At 63.8% G+C, this 15,798-nt stretch carries 17 protein-coding genes; 8 read left to right on the top strand and 9 right to left on the bottom strand.

Annotated features, from left to right (window positions below; genetic code table 11):
• Window positions 1–32 precede the first annotated feature (32 nt).
• On the top strand, window positions 33–2,018 hold the full coding sequence (locus CH290_RS20075; protein ID WP_019662780.1) for a hypothetical protein: 1,986 nt from the start codon (window positions 33–35) through the stop codon (window positions 2,016–2,018).
• 15 nt (window positions 2,019–2,033) lie between these two features.
• On the opposite strand, the gene CH290_RS20070 is transcribed toward CH290_RS20075, so the two are convergent.
• The 4 genes from CH290_RS20070 to CH290_RS20055 all read right to left on the bottom strand — a co-directional run bounded on the left by CH290_RS20070 (window position 2,034) and on the right by CH290_RS20055 (window position 5,902).
• A complete protein-coding gene (locus CH290_RS20070; protein ID WP_019662779.1) occupies window positions 2,034–2,438 on the bottom strand; it encodes a MarR family winged helix-turn-helix transcriptional regulator in 405 nt (134 codons plus the stop codon).
• 16 nt (window positions 2,439–2,454) lie between these two features.
• Window positions 2,455–3,879: an MFS transporter gene (locus tag CH290_RS20065; RefSeq protein ID WP_033190037.1), complete on the bottom strand. Its 1,425-nt coding sequence runs from the start codon at window positions 3,877–3,879 to the stop codon at window positions 2,455–2,457.
• A 68-nt stretch (window positions 3,880–3,947) separates the two neighbouring features.
• Window positions 3,948–4,544: a YoaK family protein gene (locus CH290_RS20060; RefSeq protein ID WP_141217840.1), complete on the bottom strand. Its 597-nt coding sequence runs from the start codon at window positions 4,542–4,544 to the stop codon at window positions 3,948–3,950.
• Window positions 4,545–4,597: 53 nt separating this feature from the next.
• Window positions 4,598–5,902, bottom strand: a complete 1,305-nt coding sequence (locus CH290_RS20055; RefSeq protein ID WP_033190036.1) for a lipase family protein — start codon at window positions 5,900–5,902, stop codon at window positions 4,598–4,600.
• Window positions 5,903–6,037: 135 nt separating this feature from the next.
• Here CH290_RS20055 and CH290_RS30010 point away from each other — a divergent pair, with 135 nt between their 5' ends.
• Window positions 6,038–6,232, top strand: a complete 195-nt coding sequence (locus CH290_RS30010) for a hypothetical protein (protein ID WP_141215417.1) — start codon at window positions 6,038–6,040, stop codon at window positions 6,230–6,232.
• 8 nt (window positions 6,233–6,240) lie between these two features.
• On the opposite strand, the gene dapA is transcribed toward CH290_RS30010, so the two are convergent.
• On the bottom strand, window positions 6,241–7,122 hold the full coding sequence (dapA, locus tag CH290_RS20050; protein ID WP_033190035.1) for a 4-hydroxy-tetrahydrodipicolinate synthase: 882 nt from the start codon (window positions 7,120–7,122) through the stop codon (window positions 6,241–6,243).
• A 73-nt stretch (window positions 7,123–7,195) separates the two neighbouring features.
• Between dapA and CH290_RS20045 the strand changes: the two genes are divergently transcribed.
• Complete coding sequence (locus CH290_RS20045; RefSeq protein ID WP_033190034.1) at window positions 7,196–8,089, top strand: LysR family transcriptional regulator; 894 nt, start codon at window positions 7,196–7,198, stop codon at window positions 8,087–8,089.
• Between the two features lie 127 nt (window positions 8,090–8,216).
• Here the strand turns inward: CH290_RS20045 and CH290_RS20040 are convergent, their stop codons facing one another.
• Window positions 8,217–8,501: a hypothetical protein gene (locus CH290_RS20040; protein WP_033190213.1), complete on the bottom strand. Its 285-nt coding sequence runs from the start codon at window positions 8,499–8,501 to the stop codon at window positions 8,217–8,219.
• 206 nt (window positions 8,502–8,707) lie between these two features.
• Between CH290_RS20040 and CH290_RS20035 the strand changes: the two genes are divergently transcribed.
• The 3 genes from CH290_RS20035 (at window position 8,708) to CH290_RS20025 (ending at window position 11,778) form a co-directional block, all read left to right on the top strand.
• On the top strand, window positions 8,708–10,021 hold the full coding sequence (locus CH290_RS20035; RefSeq protein WP_033190033.1) for an aspartate aminotransferase family protein: 1,314 nt from the start codon (window positions 8,708–8,710) through the stop codon (window positions 10,019–10,021).
• 88 nt (window positions 10,022–10,109) lie between these two features.
• Complete coding sequence (locus CH290_RS20030) at window positions 10,110–10,475, top strand: hypothetical protein (RefSeq protein WP_141216198.1); 366 nt, start codon at window positions 10,110–10,112, stop codon at window positions 10,473–10,475.
• Window positions 10,476–10,593: 118 nt separating this feature from the next.
• Window positions 10,594–11,778 carry an epoxide hydrolase family protein gene (locus tag CH290_RS20025; RefSeq protein WP_026348216.1) on the top strand — a complete coding sequence of 395 codons (1,185 nt, stop codon included), beginning with the start codon at window positions 10,594–10,596 and terminating at the stop codon, window positions 11,776–11,778.
• Between the two features lie 140 nt (window positions 11,779–11,918).
• Here CH290_RS20025 and CH290_RS20020 read toward each other — a convergent pair whose 3' ends face one another.
• Complete coding sequence (locus tag CH290_RS20020; RefSeq protein WP_033190032.1) at window positions 11,919–12,578, bottom strand: hypothetical protein; 660 nt, start codon at window positions 12,576–12,578, stop codon at window positions 11,919–11,921.
• 64 nt (window positions 12,579–12,642) lie between these two features.
• Between CH290_RS20020 and CH290_RS20015 the strand changes: the two genes are divergently transcribed.
• A complete protein-coding gene (locus CH290_RS20015; protein ID WP_020111094.1) occupies window positions 12,643–13,395 on the top strand; it encodes a phosphotransferase family protein in 753 nt (250 codons plus the stop codon).
• A gap of 69 nt (window positions 13,396–13,464) precedes the next feature.
• Window positions 13,465–13,860: a hypothetical protein gene (locus CH290_RS20010; protein WP_141216197.1), complete on the top strand. Its 396-nt coding sequence runs from the start codon at window positions 13,465–13,467 to the stop codon at window positions 13,858–13,860.
• A 13-nt stretch (window positions 13,861–13,873) separates the two neighbouring features.
• Here the strand turns inward: CH290_RS20010 and CH290_RS20005 are convergent, their stop codons facing one another.
• Together CH290_RS20005 and CH290_RS20000 are read right to left on the bottom strand one after the other, a co-directional pair.
• Entirely contained in the window at window positions 13,874–15,232 is a 1,359-nt protein-coding gene (locus CH290_RS20005) for an FAD-binding oxidoreductase (RefSeq protein WP_033190031.1), read from the bottom strand.
• Between the two features lie 48 nt (window positions 15,233–15,280).
• A complete protein-coding gene (locus tag CH290_RS20000; RefSeq protein ID WP_230594344.1) occupies window positions 15,281–15,784 on the bottom strand; it encodes a GNAT family N-acetyltransferase in 504 nt (167 codons plus the stop codon).
• Between the last annotated feature and the right edge of the window lie 14 nt (window positions 15,785–15,798).

Here is a 15,798-nt window from a genome sequence, read left to right as displayed (position 1 = left end):
TCGGGGACTTCTCGACCGGTCCGTCACAGACATTGGACCCACCCGTCGACCAGGCGCTGGTCAGTCGCGTCGCACAACTCGACCACGCCACCGAAGCATTGGCGGGGGCCCCTGAATTCTCCAAGACCACCAAGGTCAAACGTGTCCTCGACGCGCTGCATCGAGTTCTGTTGCAACGCGGTGGATGCGCAGCAGTCCGTGAACGTGCCGCAGCGTTGGACGAAGCGGGGCTGTTCACCGGTACCGACTGGGCGCATCCGGACATCCTGGTGCCCGGTTTCGTCGGGCCGTCCCTGCGCAGTGGTGTGATCGATACCGTCGTCCTCGAGGCAACGAGCGAGCTTCGGCTGGTAGCAATCGCTGCAGGCGAATACACGCACCCTGCGGTCAGTGCCGAGGACGCGAAACACTTTCTGTCGCAAGTGTTGGCGATGAACCTCGAGGTGCTGTTCTCCGCACCGTCGGAGGCCGAGCGCGTGAAGCTCGGCCGGGTCGCGCACCTCATCCGAGATCTGTTCGGCTACGTCGCCGACCAGATCGGATACGACAGCGTCCTCGACAAATTGGGCGACGAGATCTGGCGGGTACTGCGGCAGAGGCCCATTCAGGTCGACCACATCAAAGCCATGGTGACCCGCATCGCGGTGTACCGCGAAGACCCCGAGGTGGATCTCGGGGCATCGGGGCAAGGTCTCGATCGATTGATCTCGGCATTGTTCGGTCCGACGGAGGCGTGCCGCGAGGATCCGGGCGTCGACGTGTATCGCTCACGCCTCGACGCCATGGACGCCGAGGGTCTCGAGTTCGAGGCTCGCGGGTTCGCCCGGGCCATGCACGACACCGGTCTGGTCTCGCCGTACCACGCGACGCTGGTTCGATTCCTGATCGAGCACAACACCTATCTGCTCGGTGAAGCACTCGGCGTCTCCGAAACCGGACGAACCTGCCTTCAGCGGTACCCGGAGCTGGTCCACTGCTTGATCGTCGAAGCCGTGCATCCCGATGCCGCGCAATGCCTGTACGGCATCGCCCTGATGCTCGACCGCGGCATCCTGCACCAACCGCCGATCGTGCCGTCGCTGTGGCGGCAGCTGGCGCTTCGACTGGAACCAGGCGTACGTCAGCGGCTCGTCGACGTGTTCGGCCCGACGCCGGAGCCCGAATCCCGTTTGCTCGGTGGGCTTCTGTCGATGCTCGGGCAACCGCTGGGCGTCGGGCAGGGCGACAATCCAACGTGCCAGTCCGCTCGCGCGCTGTCGATGTGGGCGTACAACGACCCGGACTACCTCCTGCAGATGGTGGTGTGGGCCGCGCGCGACGACGAGATCGTCATGCACTTCGAGGGGCAGCCACTGTCGTCGAAGGACAGCTCCGGTGGCGTGGCCACCACTGCTCCCCTCGACCTGGATCCTGTGTCGCAGCTCCTGGTTCCGCATCTGGATCGCATCTACGCAGAGATGATTCGTAGGTGCGCCGACCGCCCCGGGGATCCGCACAAGTGGGTCAACCCGGAGTTCCACGGCTGGTGGTCCGCACGCGGATTCAACATCGACGTCGATGTCGCAACGGGCAACCTGATCGACCTGGACGACTTCGTTCGGCAGTTCTACGCGTCGTACCATCTCGAATACAACGGGGGCCAACCGCTGGTGCACCCCCAGCCTGCGGGTGTCGCCGTCACCGACAGCGCCGCACGGTACATCGGGTGGCACGCCATCACGATCCTGCGCGTCGCCCCCGACCCCGACGCTGTCATGCGGGTCTACTTCTTCAACCCTAACAACGACAGCGGTCAGGACTGGGGCGACGGCGTCGTCGTCGGCACGGCCGGTAACGGCGAGAAAGCGGGCGAAGGCTCACTTCCGTTCGAGCAGTTCGCGTCTCGGCTGTACATCTTCCACACCGATCCGCTGGAGAACGGCGAGCCGGACAAGGTCCCCGCATCGGCAGTGCAGGACACCATCGGCTACATCGAACGCAGCTGGGGTGCAGACCGGATGCCGGGTACCGAGAGTTAGCACCGGATTTGCCTGTCAGCTTCGGAGCAGCCTACCCATCAGCGTCTCGAGTTGACCCAATTCGTCGGACGATAGATTCGCGAACTCCGCGGGCGGTGCGTTCAGTGCAGCATTCGCCCGGTCGGCCACCTCACGTCCGGAGTCGGTGAGTTCGACGACCCTGCGCCTCCGGTCGGCAGTGTCTTCGGTGCGTACCACGTATCCACGAGATTCCAACTCTTTGAGCGTCACCGAGAGATACGGCGGGTCGGTGTTCAGTCGTTCCGCGAGCGCTCCGGCCGACAAGGGGCCGGGCACCAGTCGCCGAAGTACCTTGCACCGATAGAAGCTCTCTCCTGTCGCCGAGACCACGGCGCGGTGCGGATCGGCTCGGTCGAAGACAAGCGTACGGATGTCACCCCACACGTCCTCCGCGCTCATGCCACGAGCTCCGCGCTCATGCCACGAGCTCCGACGACCGATCCGCAACCCGCTCTGCTGTGCCGCGAGCCCACGAACCGGTCGTGACGAAAGCAAGTGCGAGGACGATGATTCCGGCACCAGTCATGACGACCCACGCCGAACGGGCGGCGTCGACGAACCCGTCGGCGAAGGTGCCGACGAGACCGGCGGTGACGATCGACCCCACCACTGCGACACCGAGCGATTGGCCCACCTGCCGCGACGTCGATGCCACCGCCGACGCGACTCCTGCTTGGCTACGGGGCATTCCGGACACAGCGGTGTTGGTGATGGGTGCGTTGACCATCCCGAATCCGATACCGAACACGAGGTAGGGAAGAGCAAGCCACGCGAAGGACGTCGTCGCCGTCAGCTGAGTCAGCATCAGGGACGAAACGATGAAGCCGACTCCTGCCACCACCAGTGAGGTTCGAGGTCCGCGAGAACCGGTGAGCCGACCCGATATCGGCGCGAGGATCAGCGTCATCAACGCCATCGGGAGTGTGTAGAGGCCGGCGTGCAGCGGCGAATATCCGCGCACGTCCTGCAGATACAGCGTGTTGAGGAACAGAAATCCGCCGAGTGATCCGAACGCACACACGGCGATGACGGTCGCCCCGGAGAACGGAACGCTGCGGAAGAAGCTCAGTTCCACAAGGGGTTCGGTCCGATGAGTCTCCACGTACAGGAAACCGAGGAGTGACGCCACAGCGATGGTGGCAGTGGCAAGGATCGTCGGCGAAGACCATCCCTTCGTCGGCATCTCGATGATGGTGAACACAACGCTGGCAAGCAGCACGATCATCAACACCTGCCCGGCCGGGTCGAAGCGTCGTGCATGCGCTGCTTTGGATTCGGGAACGAATTTCCACGTCATGAACAGCGCGATCAGGCCGATCGGCACGTTCACCCAGAAGATCGACTCCCAACCCGCCGACGTGACCAGTGCGCCGCCGATGAGCGGGCCTCCCGCCATCGAGATTCCGACCACGCCACCCCACACTCCGATCGCTCCTGCGCGTTCTTTCGGATCGGTGAAGGTGTTGGTGATGATCGACATGGCCACCGGGTTCATCATCGACCCTCCGACGGCCTGCACCATGCGGAACGCGACGAGCCAGCCCAGCGACGGCGCGACACTGCACAGCAACGATCCCGCGATGAACAGTGCCGTACCGATCATGAAGAACTTCTTGCGGCCGAACCGGTCCGCACTCGAGCCGCCGAGCATCAGCAGCGACGCCAGCACCAAGGTGTATGCGTCGATGATCCACTGGAGACCCGACACCGATGCCCGCAGGTCGGACCCGATCGCCGGCAGCGCGACGTTGACGATCGTGTTGTCGATGCTGACGAGAAACAAGCTCATGCAGCAGATTGCGAGCACCAGGTAGCGGTGCCGCTTGGTCAGTTCGCTCATCGAAATCCAATACTTGTAGATACACAACTATTAGTTCGAGTATCGACCTCGGCAGGCCGCAACGCAAGTCAGCGGCGAACGACGAAAGCGGCCAGGGCCAACCCGATACAGGCGACGACCGCGGCCACGAGGGGACCGAGTCGGGGTTCGGCGTGAATCGACAGGGCACCGGCGAACGATCCCGCGACCAAGGCGGCAATTGCGCCCAGCCTGAGCGCAAGATGCTCGGTCCTGCCCCGGGCCAGGTCGTCGGCTATGTTGACCATCGTTCCGGTGACGAACGTCGAGGACAATCCTCCCTCGGGGAGTGACGAGCGCGCGACCACCGTCTGCAACGCCATCGCCGCCGCGGACATCGCCACCAGAGCGACGACGGCGCCTACATCGAGCCACCACGCCACGAGGGTGAGCACCTGGACGGCCGCAGCCGTCCCCAGCAACGGCAACGTCGGGACGCGCACGGAGCGGTGCGCGTAGCGGAACCCGGCCAGCAGAACCACGAAGAACACGGCGATGGCGATCGCGGCCCCGACCAGGCTGGCAAGGTAATCGTCCCGGCCGACCAGTCCGACGAGCACCAGATTGCCCGTCATGTTCGCGGTGAAAACGCCGCCGAGTGCGAGGAAGGCGAACGCATCCGTCGCACCTGCGCCGAACGAGAGCATCAGAAGCAAGACCCCAGGTGAGTGAAAATGTGTCCCCCAGGACACATTTTCACTCACAGCCGGCGGCCCAGGACCGCCATCGTCGTCGACCACGCCAGCGCGAGAAGGTCACGGACCGCACCGAAGGACGACGCCGTCGACCAGACCGTGGTGACGCCCGACGGCGGCACCGGGCGTCCGTCGAACCGGTCCTGTAGCCAGTCGAGGGTGAGCGGCGCGGACAGGGGGTGCAGGGACAGATGTTCGCTGAGTCGGTCCCGCAGGTACGTGACGTGGACCCCGTTGTCGAGGTAGCGGTCGACCTGTCCGTCCACATCGTCGACGGCAATGATCTGGTCGTGGACGGCCTGCACCACGAGCATCGGGACGGTGGGAGCGGTTCTACCGGGCTGAATAGCCTCGAACACCTCGAGGATTTCCGGTGTGGCCAGCAGATCCGCGAGCGGAATGTCGATGTACCTGTCCAGATCGTGCTTCGCGAGCTTGCGCACGGCAGCGACGGTGGTCAGGTCGTCCACCGACTCGAGCAACGCCAGCCCGTCGGCATTGACGTGGGCTCTGACCACCCTGTCCAGATCCGGGTACGTCCTACGCAACCCTTCGACCACCAAGGTGGGCAGACCGGCGTGCAACGTCGCGTTCAGCCTGGTGAAAGCCGACGCAGGATCGCCGACGGGTGAGCCGAGGGCCGCCCCGACCAGTGCGATCTCCGGTGCGTACTCGGGGGCCATCTCCGCAGCCCAGGACGTCGCGAGCCCTCCGCCCGAGTAGCCCCACAGACCGACCTTGGTGTCGTCGGTCAGTCCGGCCGGTGCGAACCGCAACGAGGCTCTGACCCCGTCGAGGATGAAGAAGCCGGGCTCACGGGGCGAGCCCCAGTGCCCGTCCGGACCCTCGTGGTCCGGGATCGAGATGACCCAGCCGCGGCGCAGCGCATGCAGCACCAGGACGAACTCGAATTGCGGAACCGCGCCCCACGCTTTTGCGCCCCGCTGCAGCGCGTACGACGGAAAGCACGTGGCCGACACCGCGTCGATCGCGCACTGATACGACAGGAGGCGCGGAGTTTCGGCAACCGCTCCGCGCTGCATCAAGACGGTGGTGACGCTGACCTGCGGCGATCCGTGGAGATCGGACGTCCGATACAGCAGTTGCCACGCGTCGACCTGCTGCGGAATCTTCCCGTACAGCGCCACCTCGACCTCACGGAACCGCAGGACATCACCCGGCGCAGCCTCCTCGAAGCCGTCGGGCGCGACGTAGAACGGGTCCGCATCCGGCCGTGCTGCCCGGTTCGGCCGCGGCATCTCCTGCGGTTCCCACGGAGATCTACCGGCTTTTTCGTCGACGACGCTCATCCCACACCCTTTGTCCGAGTCTCCGGGTCACACTAACCCCGGACCGGACGCCGCACGCCGTCGGCGTACCGCACCGGCACGCTCATCTGGACAATTCGGGAGCAAAACCCGCCGTCCGGTCGTACATTTCTTCCCATGACAACCACGTCGACGGCAACGCGCATGCGGCTCAACTGGATCACCCTCGTGATCGGTATCGCACTGACCGTATTGGCGATCTACGACATCACTCACGGCGAACGTTCCACCAGCGAGTGGATCGCCATCGTGTGTTGGCCCATCGTGGCAATCGGCAGCGCTGTCCAGTTGACGAGGCTCAGAAAGCTGTAGAACGCCGTTCAGCACTCTCTCGTCGCGGCGGACAGGCGTCTAAGATCCTCCGGAGGCGATTCGAGCAGCGGAAGTCGCACTGCCGCAGAGTCTATGACGCCGATCTCCGCCAGCGCTGCCTTGGCCATGATCGCGCCCTGAGACGTACGCATGACGGCGTCGGTGAGCGGGAGCAGTTCGTTCTGGATTCGACGAGCGGAGACGAGGTCACCTCGCCGCACCGCATCCGCGAGGGCCGCGTTCCGATCGCCGACGAGATTGCCCACCACACTGACGAGTCCTGTTGCGCCGATTGCCAAGTACGCCAGGTTGAGCTCGTCGATTCCGCAGTAGTAGGCGAGAGATGTCCGAGACATCACCGTCGAGGCCTCGTACAGGTCACCTTTGGCATCCTTGACCGCTCGGATTCGCGGATGCTCGGCCAGCAGAAACAACGATTCGGGCGAGAACGCCGTGCCGGACCGCGCCGGCACGTCGTACAACATCACCGGGAGATTCGTCGCGTCGGCGACGGCAGTGCAGTGCGCGACGATGCCCGCCTGCGTAGGCCGCGAGTAGTAGGGACAGACGACGAGCAGCCCGTCGGCGCCCGCCGCTTCCGCGCGACGAGCCCGCGCGACGCTGGCCACGGTGTCGTGGGTTCCGACGCCGGCCGTCACCTTCGCTCGTCCGTCGACTCGCGACACCACCGCGGCGACGAGCTTCTCCGTCTCGGCGTCCGTCAGCGTGGGCGCCTCCCCCGCCGTGCCTGCGACGACGATGCCGTCGCACCCCGTGGCGACGAGATGGTCGACGAGCCTGCCGAGGGAGCGCTCGTCGAGCTGTCTATCGCTGGTCATTGGCGTCACCATGGCGACGCAGTTGGTGCCGAAGAGCTGTTCGGTGATCATGCACAGAAGTGTGCGACGCAGTAAGCCTTCGGTCCAGCGATGGTTTTTCGCCGATAATGCGTAGCATCGCTTCATGGTCGACGTCGCATCGCTACACGCTCTGAGGTCGGTGGCCACCCTGGGCACCTTGGCGAAGGCCGCCGACGAACTCGGCTTCACGGCCTCTGCCGTCTCACAGCAGATCAAGCGACTCGAACGCCAGCTAGGTCTTCGGGTTCTCGCGCAGTCAGGGCGCGGTGTCGTGCTGACACCGGCAGGCCAGGCACTCGTCGACTCCTCTCCCGACGTCTTCGATGCACTGGAACGATGCGCCGAAGCCGCACGTTCCGTGGCCGACGGTGCACCGCGCGGCACTCTGCGGGTCGCAGCCTTCTCCACCGCCATCCGCGGTGTGCTTGCTTCGGCGATGCACGCCCTCGGCGCGGCATGCCCACAGCTGAGCCTGCAGATCACCGAACAAGATCCAGACCGCGCGATTCACAGCATCGATTCGGGTATCGCCGACGTCGCCCTCGTGCACGACGCAGACGGACTCATCGCCCCCATACCGCCGTCTCTGAACCGACGTTCGTTGCACACCGACATCGGCGACATCGTCGTCCATCGAGATCACCCACTCGCCCGCGAAGCTCACGCGTTGCCCGCCAGCGCACTGACCGGTCTCACCTGGGTGACGAGTCCACCGGGAACCGTGTGCCACCAATGGTTTCGACGCGTCGTCGCCGACCTACCGGACAGTCCCGACGTCCGGCACCTGGTCGACGACTTCTCCAGCCAACTCGCCTTGGTGGCGTCGACGAACGCCGTCGCACTCATCCCTCGACTCGCACGTCCCCCTTTGGGCGAACACCTTGTATCCCTCGAACTGCGTCGCCCACCAACCCGTGAACTGCACGCCGTCTGGCGTCGCAGCGCTGACTCCAGCCCGGCCATCCGAGCACTCGTCGACACACTCGTTGCCACATAAACGACGCGGCGTGTGCCCGAGTCCGTGGTGGTGAAATCGACGCGCCGGGCCGGTCGGGCGGGCTGATGAGCCCTTCGATCGAAATCTGTTCCGGCAGAGCTACTTCGTTCATGGACTTGCCGTGCGATCAGCCGTTGCGAAGGAGCTCTTCGCGTCGTTCTTCCTTGCGCTCTTCGCGACGCTCGTCCTGGCGGGCCTTCTCGTCGATGTCGGCCTGTACTTCGTCGCAGCGGAAGCTGCTGTACAGCAACTGCTCTGCCCCGTCGTCCTGGACGACCAGGCAGTAAGCGCCGCCGTTCATGGCCGGGACAAGCTCGGTCACCGTATCGGCCGTGGCGACTGCTGCGCCGGCGGCACCGAACCCTCCGATCAAGGCAGCGACAGTGGCGGTGCGGATGGCGAGCTTCTTCATGATGACTCCTTTTATCGTGTTCTGCAGCATGGCTTTCGGTCACTTACGATCTTGTCGTCGGCAATTGCCTGGCAACAGTGCGCAGGATCACGAGCTCGGCTGACATCGTCACGGAATCGAGATGACATTCGTCATGGGCCGACGGATCGGCACCGCGTGGCTTAGTCTGTGCGTGACCGGAGGGCCGCCGAATCGAGGAGACGCCCATGAGCACCGACAGCTTCTGGAGCGACGCCGATCGCCACCTGATTCGTTACGGCGTGACGTTCACGCCCCGCATCATCGAACGGTCCGAAGGCACGTACGTGTACGACAGCGACGGCCAGGCAATACTGGACTTCACCTCGGGCCAGATGAGCGCAGTCCTCGGCCATTCCCACCCGGACATCGTTCGAGCGGTGTCGCAGTCCGTCGGATCGCTGGACCACCTGTTCAGCGGGATGTTGAGCAGGCCCGTGGTCGACCTCGCCACCAAGCTCGCCGACACCCTCCCGCCGGAACTCAGCAGGACGCTACTGCTCACCACCGGCGCGGAGGCCAACGAAGCGGCTCTGAAAATGGCCAAGTTGTACACCGGCGGATACGAGGTCGTCTCGTTCGATCGGTCCTGGCACGGTATGACGTCCGGCGCGGCGGCCGCGACCTTCTCCGCCGGACGACGAGGATACGGCCCGGTGATCCCCGGCAATCTGACCTTGCCGACGCCTGATTCCTACCGGCCTCGGTTTCGGCGTGCCGACGGCTCCTACGACTGGGAGACCGAGCTCGACTACGGCTTCTCGCTCATCGACAGACAGTCCACCGGCGCACTTGCGGCCTGTCTGGTCGAACCCATCCTGTCGTCCGGCGGCATCATCGATCCGCCCGTCGGCTACCTGGCACGGCTCAAAGAACTCTGTGTCGAACGCGGAATGCTGCTCGTTCTCGACGAAGCGCAAACCGGCCTCGGCCGCACCGGCCGGATGTATGCCTTCGAACGCGACGGGGTCACCCCGGACATCCTGACTCTGTCCAAGACCCTCGGCGCAGGGCTTCCCGTCGCCGCGGTGATCACCGGCGACGAGATCGAGAACGTCTGCAACGACAAAGGTTTCCTGTTCCTGACCACCCACGCATCGGATCCGTTGGCTGCCACCGTCGCAAACACCGTGCTCGACGTCATCGAACGCGACGGACTCGTCGAGCAAGCCGCAAAACTCGGCGAACAGCTCTCCGACCGCCTCGACGCACTGCGCGACACCTACGAAGTCGTCGGCGACGTCCGGGGCCGTGGCCTGCTACGCGGACTCGAATTCGTCACCGACAAGGAGTCGAAGACCCCCGCCGACGACCTGGGCAAGAAAGTGACCACCGCCTGCCTGGAGCGTGGACTGCACCTCAACATCGTCCAGCTACCAGGAATGGGCGGCATCTTCCGCATCGCTCCCCCACTGACGACAACCGAAACCGAACTACACGACGGCATCGACATCCTCGACGCCTCCATCTCAGCCGTCCTGGCCGGTAGCTCTTCTTCCTGACGACCGGTCTCAGATCCTCGATCGGGTCACTGAGCTCAGGCGCAGGACCGAGCCGGGTACTTTCCGTAGAATTCACCGAGGGGTCCGCATGAACGGTCGTCGAATTGGTTCTTTGTCGCTTCGATTGGATGCTGCCTACTGTGCGGGGGCTGCACTGAGCATTGCAGCATGCTCGCGTTTCATTGCCGATCATCTGTCGGTCGGCCCATTCCCTGTTCTCCTCGTCGCCGCGCTCGTAGCGGTATGGGCGACACTTCTCTGGACAGGCACAGCACACGTCGCGTTACGTCCGATGCTGCTTGCCGTCATGTCGGCAAATGTCTTTGCCGCGTTGGGCATCGGTGTCTTGGCCTTCGCCGTTCCCAGCCTTGCGATGTCGCTTCTCGTTGCAGCCGTCGCCGTCGAAGTAGCCGCCTTCGCTCTCAGTCAGGCTCTGGCGTTTCAGGCGCTGTAGACCCAAACAGGTCGATGCCTTTATGGCCTGAATGTTGCGAGTAATGGCTCGAAGGCCACTGTTACGACGCTGAAAAGTCACCCATGATTGACAGACTGCCGTCGACGAAGGAGTTGCCATGGTCGGTCGAATCGACGAAGTCCATACGTTTCGGTCACGGGTGTCCGACGCAGATCTGGACGAACTCGTACGCAGATTGGCCGCAACGCGGTTCCCCGAACCCGAGACCGTTCGCGATTCGGTGCCGCGTTCACTCCGATGGAGTCAGGGTGTGCCGCTCGATGACCTCGTCGAAGTTGTTCGTTACTGGCACACAAGTTACGACTGGCGGTCCTTCGAATCGAGAGTCGCAGAAATCGGCCAGTTCTACACAACAATCGAGGGTCTCGAGATCCACTTTCTCCACCGACGCTCGAGCAGGCACGACGCCACCCCGCTGATAGTCACACACGGCTGGCCGGGCAGCATTGCCGAGTTCGTCGACGTTGTGGACAAGCTCGCAGAGCCCGTATCACCTGATTCTCCGGCCTTTCACGTCGTAGTCCCATCGCTGCCGGGATTCGGGTTCAGCGACAAACCGAGCTCCACAGGGTGGGGAACCGACCGGATCGCGACTGCCTGGGTCGAGCTGATGGACAGACTCGGCTACAGCAACTTTGTTGCGCACGGCGGCGATTGGGGAGGGATAATCACGACCATACTCGGCGGACGCTTCCCGGAACGCCTGTTGGGGATACACACAACTCTGGCCCAGCCTCCGCCGGGCGTGACGACCAACGGCCTCAACCCTGCAGAGCTCGAATGGGTATCACAGACAAAGGCTTTCAAAGTCGGAAGCATTGCTTACGCCAAGCAGCAGGCAACCCGCCCGCAAACCATCGGCTATTCCCTGGTCGATTCACCTGTGGGGCTGCTCGCGTGGATTCTCGACAAATTCGCTGAATGGACCGATAATCGAGACTCTCCGCTGGAATCGATTCCGCTGGACAAACTCCTCGACAACGTCACTCTCTACTGGCTCACACGGACCGGCGCCTCATCGGCTCGGATCTACTACGAGAGCCACGACTCACTCGATCCCGAACTACGCGTAGATGTCCCCGCCGCAATTACAACGTACCCCCGCGACATCGAGAAGAACCCACGACCATGGGCGGAGCAACGCTTTCGAAACATCGTCCATTGGCAAGAACCCGAGTCGGGTGGGCACTTCCCGTCATTGGAACGCCCCGACTATTTCGTCGCAGACCTGAGAGAAGGCCTGGCGGCCGTGATTCTGGCTACCGAACAGGGAAACAGCTGACGCCTCAGAAAGCGAGAGATTCGACAGGCGAAATCCTCGCCCACCGTGTTCCTCGCGGTTCTGGTGTAACACTTGCGTCGTGTGCAGGCGGAATCCCGCTTGCAGAATGCACAAGTGTTACACCCCGCCCAGCAAACCGCCTATCGACCGGGCGCGTTGATTCTCAGTCCGGGCGCCGAGGCGATGTCGGTCAGCTGGTCGATCGTCAACACCCCGAAGGACGTCACTTCGATTCGCGTTTCATCCGGTGTAATGGCGACGACCCGTCGGGTATCCCCGCGATCCTGGACATCGAAGACGGCGCCGTCCTGGGACGTGACTCGCTCGTCGACCGTCCCAACGAAGCACGGGCCCGGTGGCTGGTCGGCGCATCCAACGATTACATCCAGCAGACCAGTTCGACCGTCCGACGTAATCGTCCCGGATGCACCTGCATCGGCGGTCGAACCTGCGACACTGTAGGTCTCTCGGTCACCGGAGAATTCCAATCGCGAAGTGACGGAATTCGGTTCGACAACCGTACCTGCCGGCAACGCACCGACGAGCGCCTCGGTCATTCCATTCAATTTGCTGTCGGCAATCCACGGCTCGTCTGCACGAGCAACTTCAGCGCCCGTGGTGAATGCGTAGTTGATTCGCATCAGATCCTCTTCCTGAATCACCTCCTCGCAACCGGGAATCGCCAGATCGGTGGACGAAGAAGTGTCGGTGATCCCCGCAACCACTACTCCCGTTCCCACGATGGCTGCCACCACTGCGATATCGACCCATACGCCGCTGCGTCCTTTTTTGCTTCGCATGAACGGACCTTATCTGCGACGCTCAGAGGAAAATGAACTGACTCGGTCTGCCTTCGCGGACATAATGGCCGACGTGAACGGACTCGAAGTCGTCGTCGCGCACAGAGATCGCGCAACAGTACGTGTCGGCGACGTCTTCTTGAAAATCGACACCGATCCGTCGAACATCCACATCGAGGTCGATGCCATGGGTCGGGCGCCCGTCCCGACGCCGCACGTCCTGTGGCAACGCGCCCCTGTGCTCGCGCTCGGCGCTGTCCCGGGGACTCCACTCGGCAATCTCGGCACACCGGCAACGGCAACGCCGCGTTCCTGGGCCGCCGCCGGTGCGGCAATCCGCACTCTGCACCGCGCACCACTCCCATCACGGACCGGACCTAGCCCGGCCGCAATTTCGAACGAGCTCGACCGGGAATGCGCCTGGTTGAGGACCAGCGGTCTCGTGTCGAGTGAGATCGTCGAGATCAACCGTCGAATGGCCGCGAAAGCACTACGCCCATGGGCCCCTGCCTTCGTGCACGGGGACCTACAACCCTCCCACGTGTTCGTGTTGGACGACCGCGTGACCGGAGTGATCGACTGGTCTGAGGCCGCCCAAGGCGACGCTCTGTACGACCTGGCCACACTGACGATGGGACACCCGGAACACCTCCCGGACGTCCTCGAGGGATACGGGTCCGCCGTGGACAGGGAGGTCATCCGGGCATGGTGGTCGGTGCGAAGTCTCAGAGGAATTCGTTGGCTGCACGAGCACGGATTCGATCCAGCCGCCCCAGGGTGCGAAGTCGATGTCCTGATTCGCCTGGCGGGCCGGTGAGGAAGATTTTCGGATAGGCAACCTTCGTGTTCTAGTTGGTCCGTGACGTGGGTGGGAAGAGTGCTCGTTGTGTTCGCGGCACTTGGCGCTGTGGCGGGAGCTGCGGCGACGGTTCCGGTGATCGGAGTCGGCGGCTTCGTCGTCCCGGCCGTCGTCGGAGGACTGGCGGGCCTGTTCATCGGCGCGGGGGCGGTTGCGGGAGGGCACGTGGCGCTTGCGACCGATCGGATGTTGCCGGCACGCTCGGTACGGTTGTGGAAGCACCGGTTCGCGGTATGTTCGACAGCAGCGGTCGCTCTTCTCGCCCTCGGCGTGATGACGTGGGCGATGGCGAGTACAGGCGACATGTCGCTCGACCGGGCAGGTTTTCCGACGTCGGCCATAGTTCTTGTAGTGCTGCTGACCGCGAGTTACGTGTGTGCGTACACGGTTGCCCCGAACCGGAGGGAATCGACCTGGTCCTGACCGTACTCCGCGGTCAATCCAGCAGCACACCAGGATTGAGGATGCGGTGTGGGTCCCATGCGTTCTTGAGCAGCGCCATGGCTGCCAACTGCGTTTCACCACGTTGGCGGATCAGCCATCTACGTTTGGCTCGGCCGATGCCGTGTTCGGCGCTGATGGTGCCGTCGTGACTCAAAACCAGTTCCAGGACAGCATCTTCCAACGCTCCGGCAACGTCGTCTGCGAATGTACCGGCACCGGGCAGGATGTTGACATGGATGTTGCTCTCGGCGAAGTGACCGAACAGAACGGGCACAGCATCTATGTCGACTGAGTGGACTGCGTCCGTGATCGAGCCGACGAACTCTTCGAACCGCTCGGCTGGTACACCGACGTCGAGCTTGACGGGAACCCCAGCAGTAGAGATCGATTCGGTGATTCGCTCGCGGAACGACCACAGTGCCCGACGTTCCGCAGCGGATTCCGCGATCGCAATTCTGCTGCTGTCCAGCCCGCCGGACATCAACGCCTCCAGCACCGGCTCCGCGCCGACGAGAGAAGAACCCATCTCTGCGAACACCCAGAAACCCTCGGCGGGTAATGGCGTCGGTGTACCGGAGTGTTCCGCAACGCGGCTCACTGCGGCACCTTCGGCCCATTCGACGGCGTCGATCTGGGGCAGCTGCAGGATCGTCGGGAGGGCATCGACAGCGGCTCGGACGTCGGGGAACGACATCGCTATCACCAAGTGGTCGGTCAGCGGACGGACCAACTTCCAAGTGACGTCGGTGATGACGGCGAGCGTTCCTTCGGATCCGATCAGCAGATTCGTCAGATCGTAGCCCGTGTTGTCCTTCACCAGCGATGTCCGACGGTCGACGATATCGCCACTCGGCAAGACGGCTCGGAGTCCTGAAATACGATGGCGAGCCGAGCCGTAGCGCAACACGCGTGCCCCACCTGCGTTGGCCGATGCGGCGCCGCCGACGGTGGCCGACTCTCCCGACGCCAGTGACAAACCAGCGGTGTAGCCCGCCTCGGCGGCAAGCGTTTCGAGCTCGACGAGAGTGACACCGGCCCCGACCGTGACGGAACCGTCCGCCGAGACCGGTCCGTGTGAGCGCAACGCACGCGTCGACAGAACCACACTTCCATCGGACGGAACAGCACCTCCGACGAGCCCGGTGTTGCCGCCTTGCACCGTCACCGCAACCCCGTGCTGGGTGCAGGCTCTCAACACGTCCGCAACTTGCTCTGCAGACTCGGGGCGCACCACCGCACGCGGTCGTCCACTCCAACGCCGAGTCCAATCGACCGAATACGAGGCCATGACGTCGGCGTCTCGCGAAACCCGTCCCGGGGCGGCGGCGTCGAGCACGTCATCGAACTCCATACTTCGAAGGGTAGTGCGTCGACCGCTACACGGCCCGAACGCGGGAGTTCAACCTGCGCACACGACCCGCTTCGTCATGACGATCTCGAGCTCGTCCGGCGCCAAGGGATAGGGAACGGTCTCACCTGTGGTTGCGAACCCCATGCGTCGGTAGAAGGCTTGCGCCCGCCCGTTCGCCTCGTGGACTTCCAGGGTCAAGGTACGGTGCCCTTGCCGGTACACCCACTGCTCGATTTCGCGCAACAGTGCGTCGGCGACGCCCCCTCCACGCGCCGTCGGCGATACGTAGACGCCGAGCAGGAAGACTTTGCCGTCCTCGATGCGTGCGCGCATGATTCCGAGCCACGCGTCCGTGTCGTCCACTGCAGCGAAGCCGCAGGACAACGCCGAGTTCGTGCTCTCGGCGCGCTGTTGCCACTGGTTGTCGGTCTGGGCCGTCGCGGAGTCGAGCGTCTCGACGAAGGCCTTCGGTGAATCCGCCAGCATCTCCAACCGCTGATCGCGGAACGACTGCCAGGATCGTCCGTCGACAGGCATTATGCGGAAAGACACAGCGACCAGACTAA

It is taken from the genome of Rhodococcus sp. 06-156-4 (genome assembly GCF_002259345.1).
GTDB lineage: Bacteria > Actinomycetota > Actinomycetes > Mycobacteriales > Mycobacteriaceae > Rhodococcoides > Rhodococcoides fascians_E.
The sequence above is the reverse complement of the archived record's forward strand: the minus strand, read 5'-3'. Positions and strand labels throughout refer to the sequence as shown.

Bases quoted from the DNA above. Each gene is read 5' to 3' on its own strand.
- CH290_RS20070 (WP_019662779.1), bottom strand. From the start codon at position 2,438: ATGAGCGCGGAGGACGTGTGGGGTGACATCCGTACGCTTGTCTTCGAC.
- CH290_RS20065 (WP_033190037.1), bottom strand. From the start codon at position 3,879: ATGAGCGAACTGACCAAGCGGCACCGCTACCTGGTGCTCGCAATCTGC.
- CH290_RS20060 (WP_141217840.1), bottom strand. From the start codon at position 4,544: ATGCTCTCGTTCGGCGCAGGTGCGACGGATGCGTTCGCCTTCCTCGCA.
- CH290_RS20055 (WP_033190036.1), bottom strand. From the start codon at position 5,902: ATGAGCGTCGTCGACGAAAAAGCCGGTAGATCTCCGTGGGAACCGCAG.
- CH290_RS30010 (WP_141215417.1), top strand. From the start codon at position 6,038: ATGACAACCACGTCGACGGCAACGCGCATGCGGCTCAACTGGATCACC.
- dapA (WP_033190035.1), bottom strand. From the start codon at position 7,122: ATGATCACCGAACAGCTCTTCGGCACCAACTGCGTCGCCATGGTGACG.
- CH290_RS20045 (WP_033190034.1), top strand. From the start codon at position 7,196: ATGGTCGACGTCGCATCGCTACACGCTCTGAGGTCGGTGGCCACCCTG.
- CH290_RS20040 (WP_033190213.1), bottom strand. From the start codon at position 8,501: ATGAAGAAGCTCGCCATCCGCACCGCCACTGTCGCTGCCTTGATCGGA.
- CH290_RS20035 (WP_033190033.1), top strand. From the start codon at position 8,708: ATGAGCACCGACAGCTTCTGGAGCGACGCCGATCGCCACCTGATTCGT.
- CH290_RS20030 (WP_141216198.1), top strand. From the start codon at position 10,110: ATGAACGGTCGTCGAATTGGTTCTTTGTCGCTTCGATTGGATGCTGCC.
- CH290_RS20025 (WP_026348216.1), top strand. From the start codon at position 10,594: ATGGTCGGTCGAATCGACGAAGTCCATACGTTTCGGTCACGGGTGTCC.
- CH290_RS20020 (WP_033190032.1), bottom strand. From the start codon at position 12,578: ATGCGAAGCAAAAAAGGACGCAGCGGCGTATGGGTCGATATCGCAGTG.
- CH290_RS20015 (WP_020111094.1), top strand. From the start codon at position 12,643: ATGGCCGACGTGAACGGACTCGAAGTCGTCGTCGCGCACAGAGATCGC.
- CH290_RS20005 (WP_033190031.1), bottom strand. From the start codon at position 15,232: ATGGAGTTCGATGACGTGCTCGACGCCGCCGCCCCGGGACGGGTTTCG.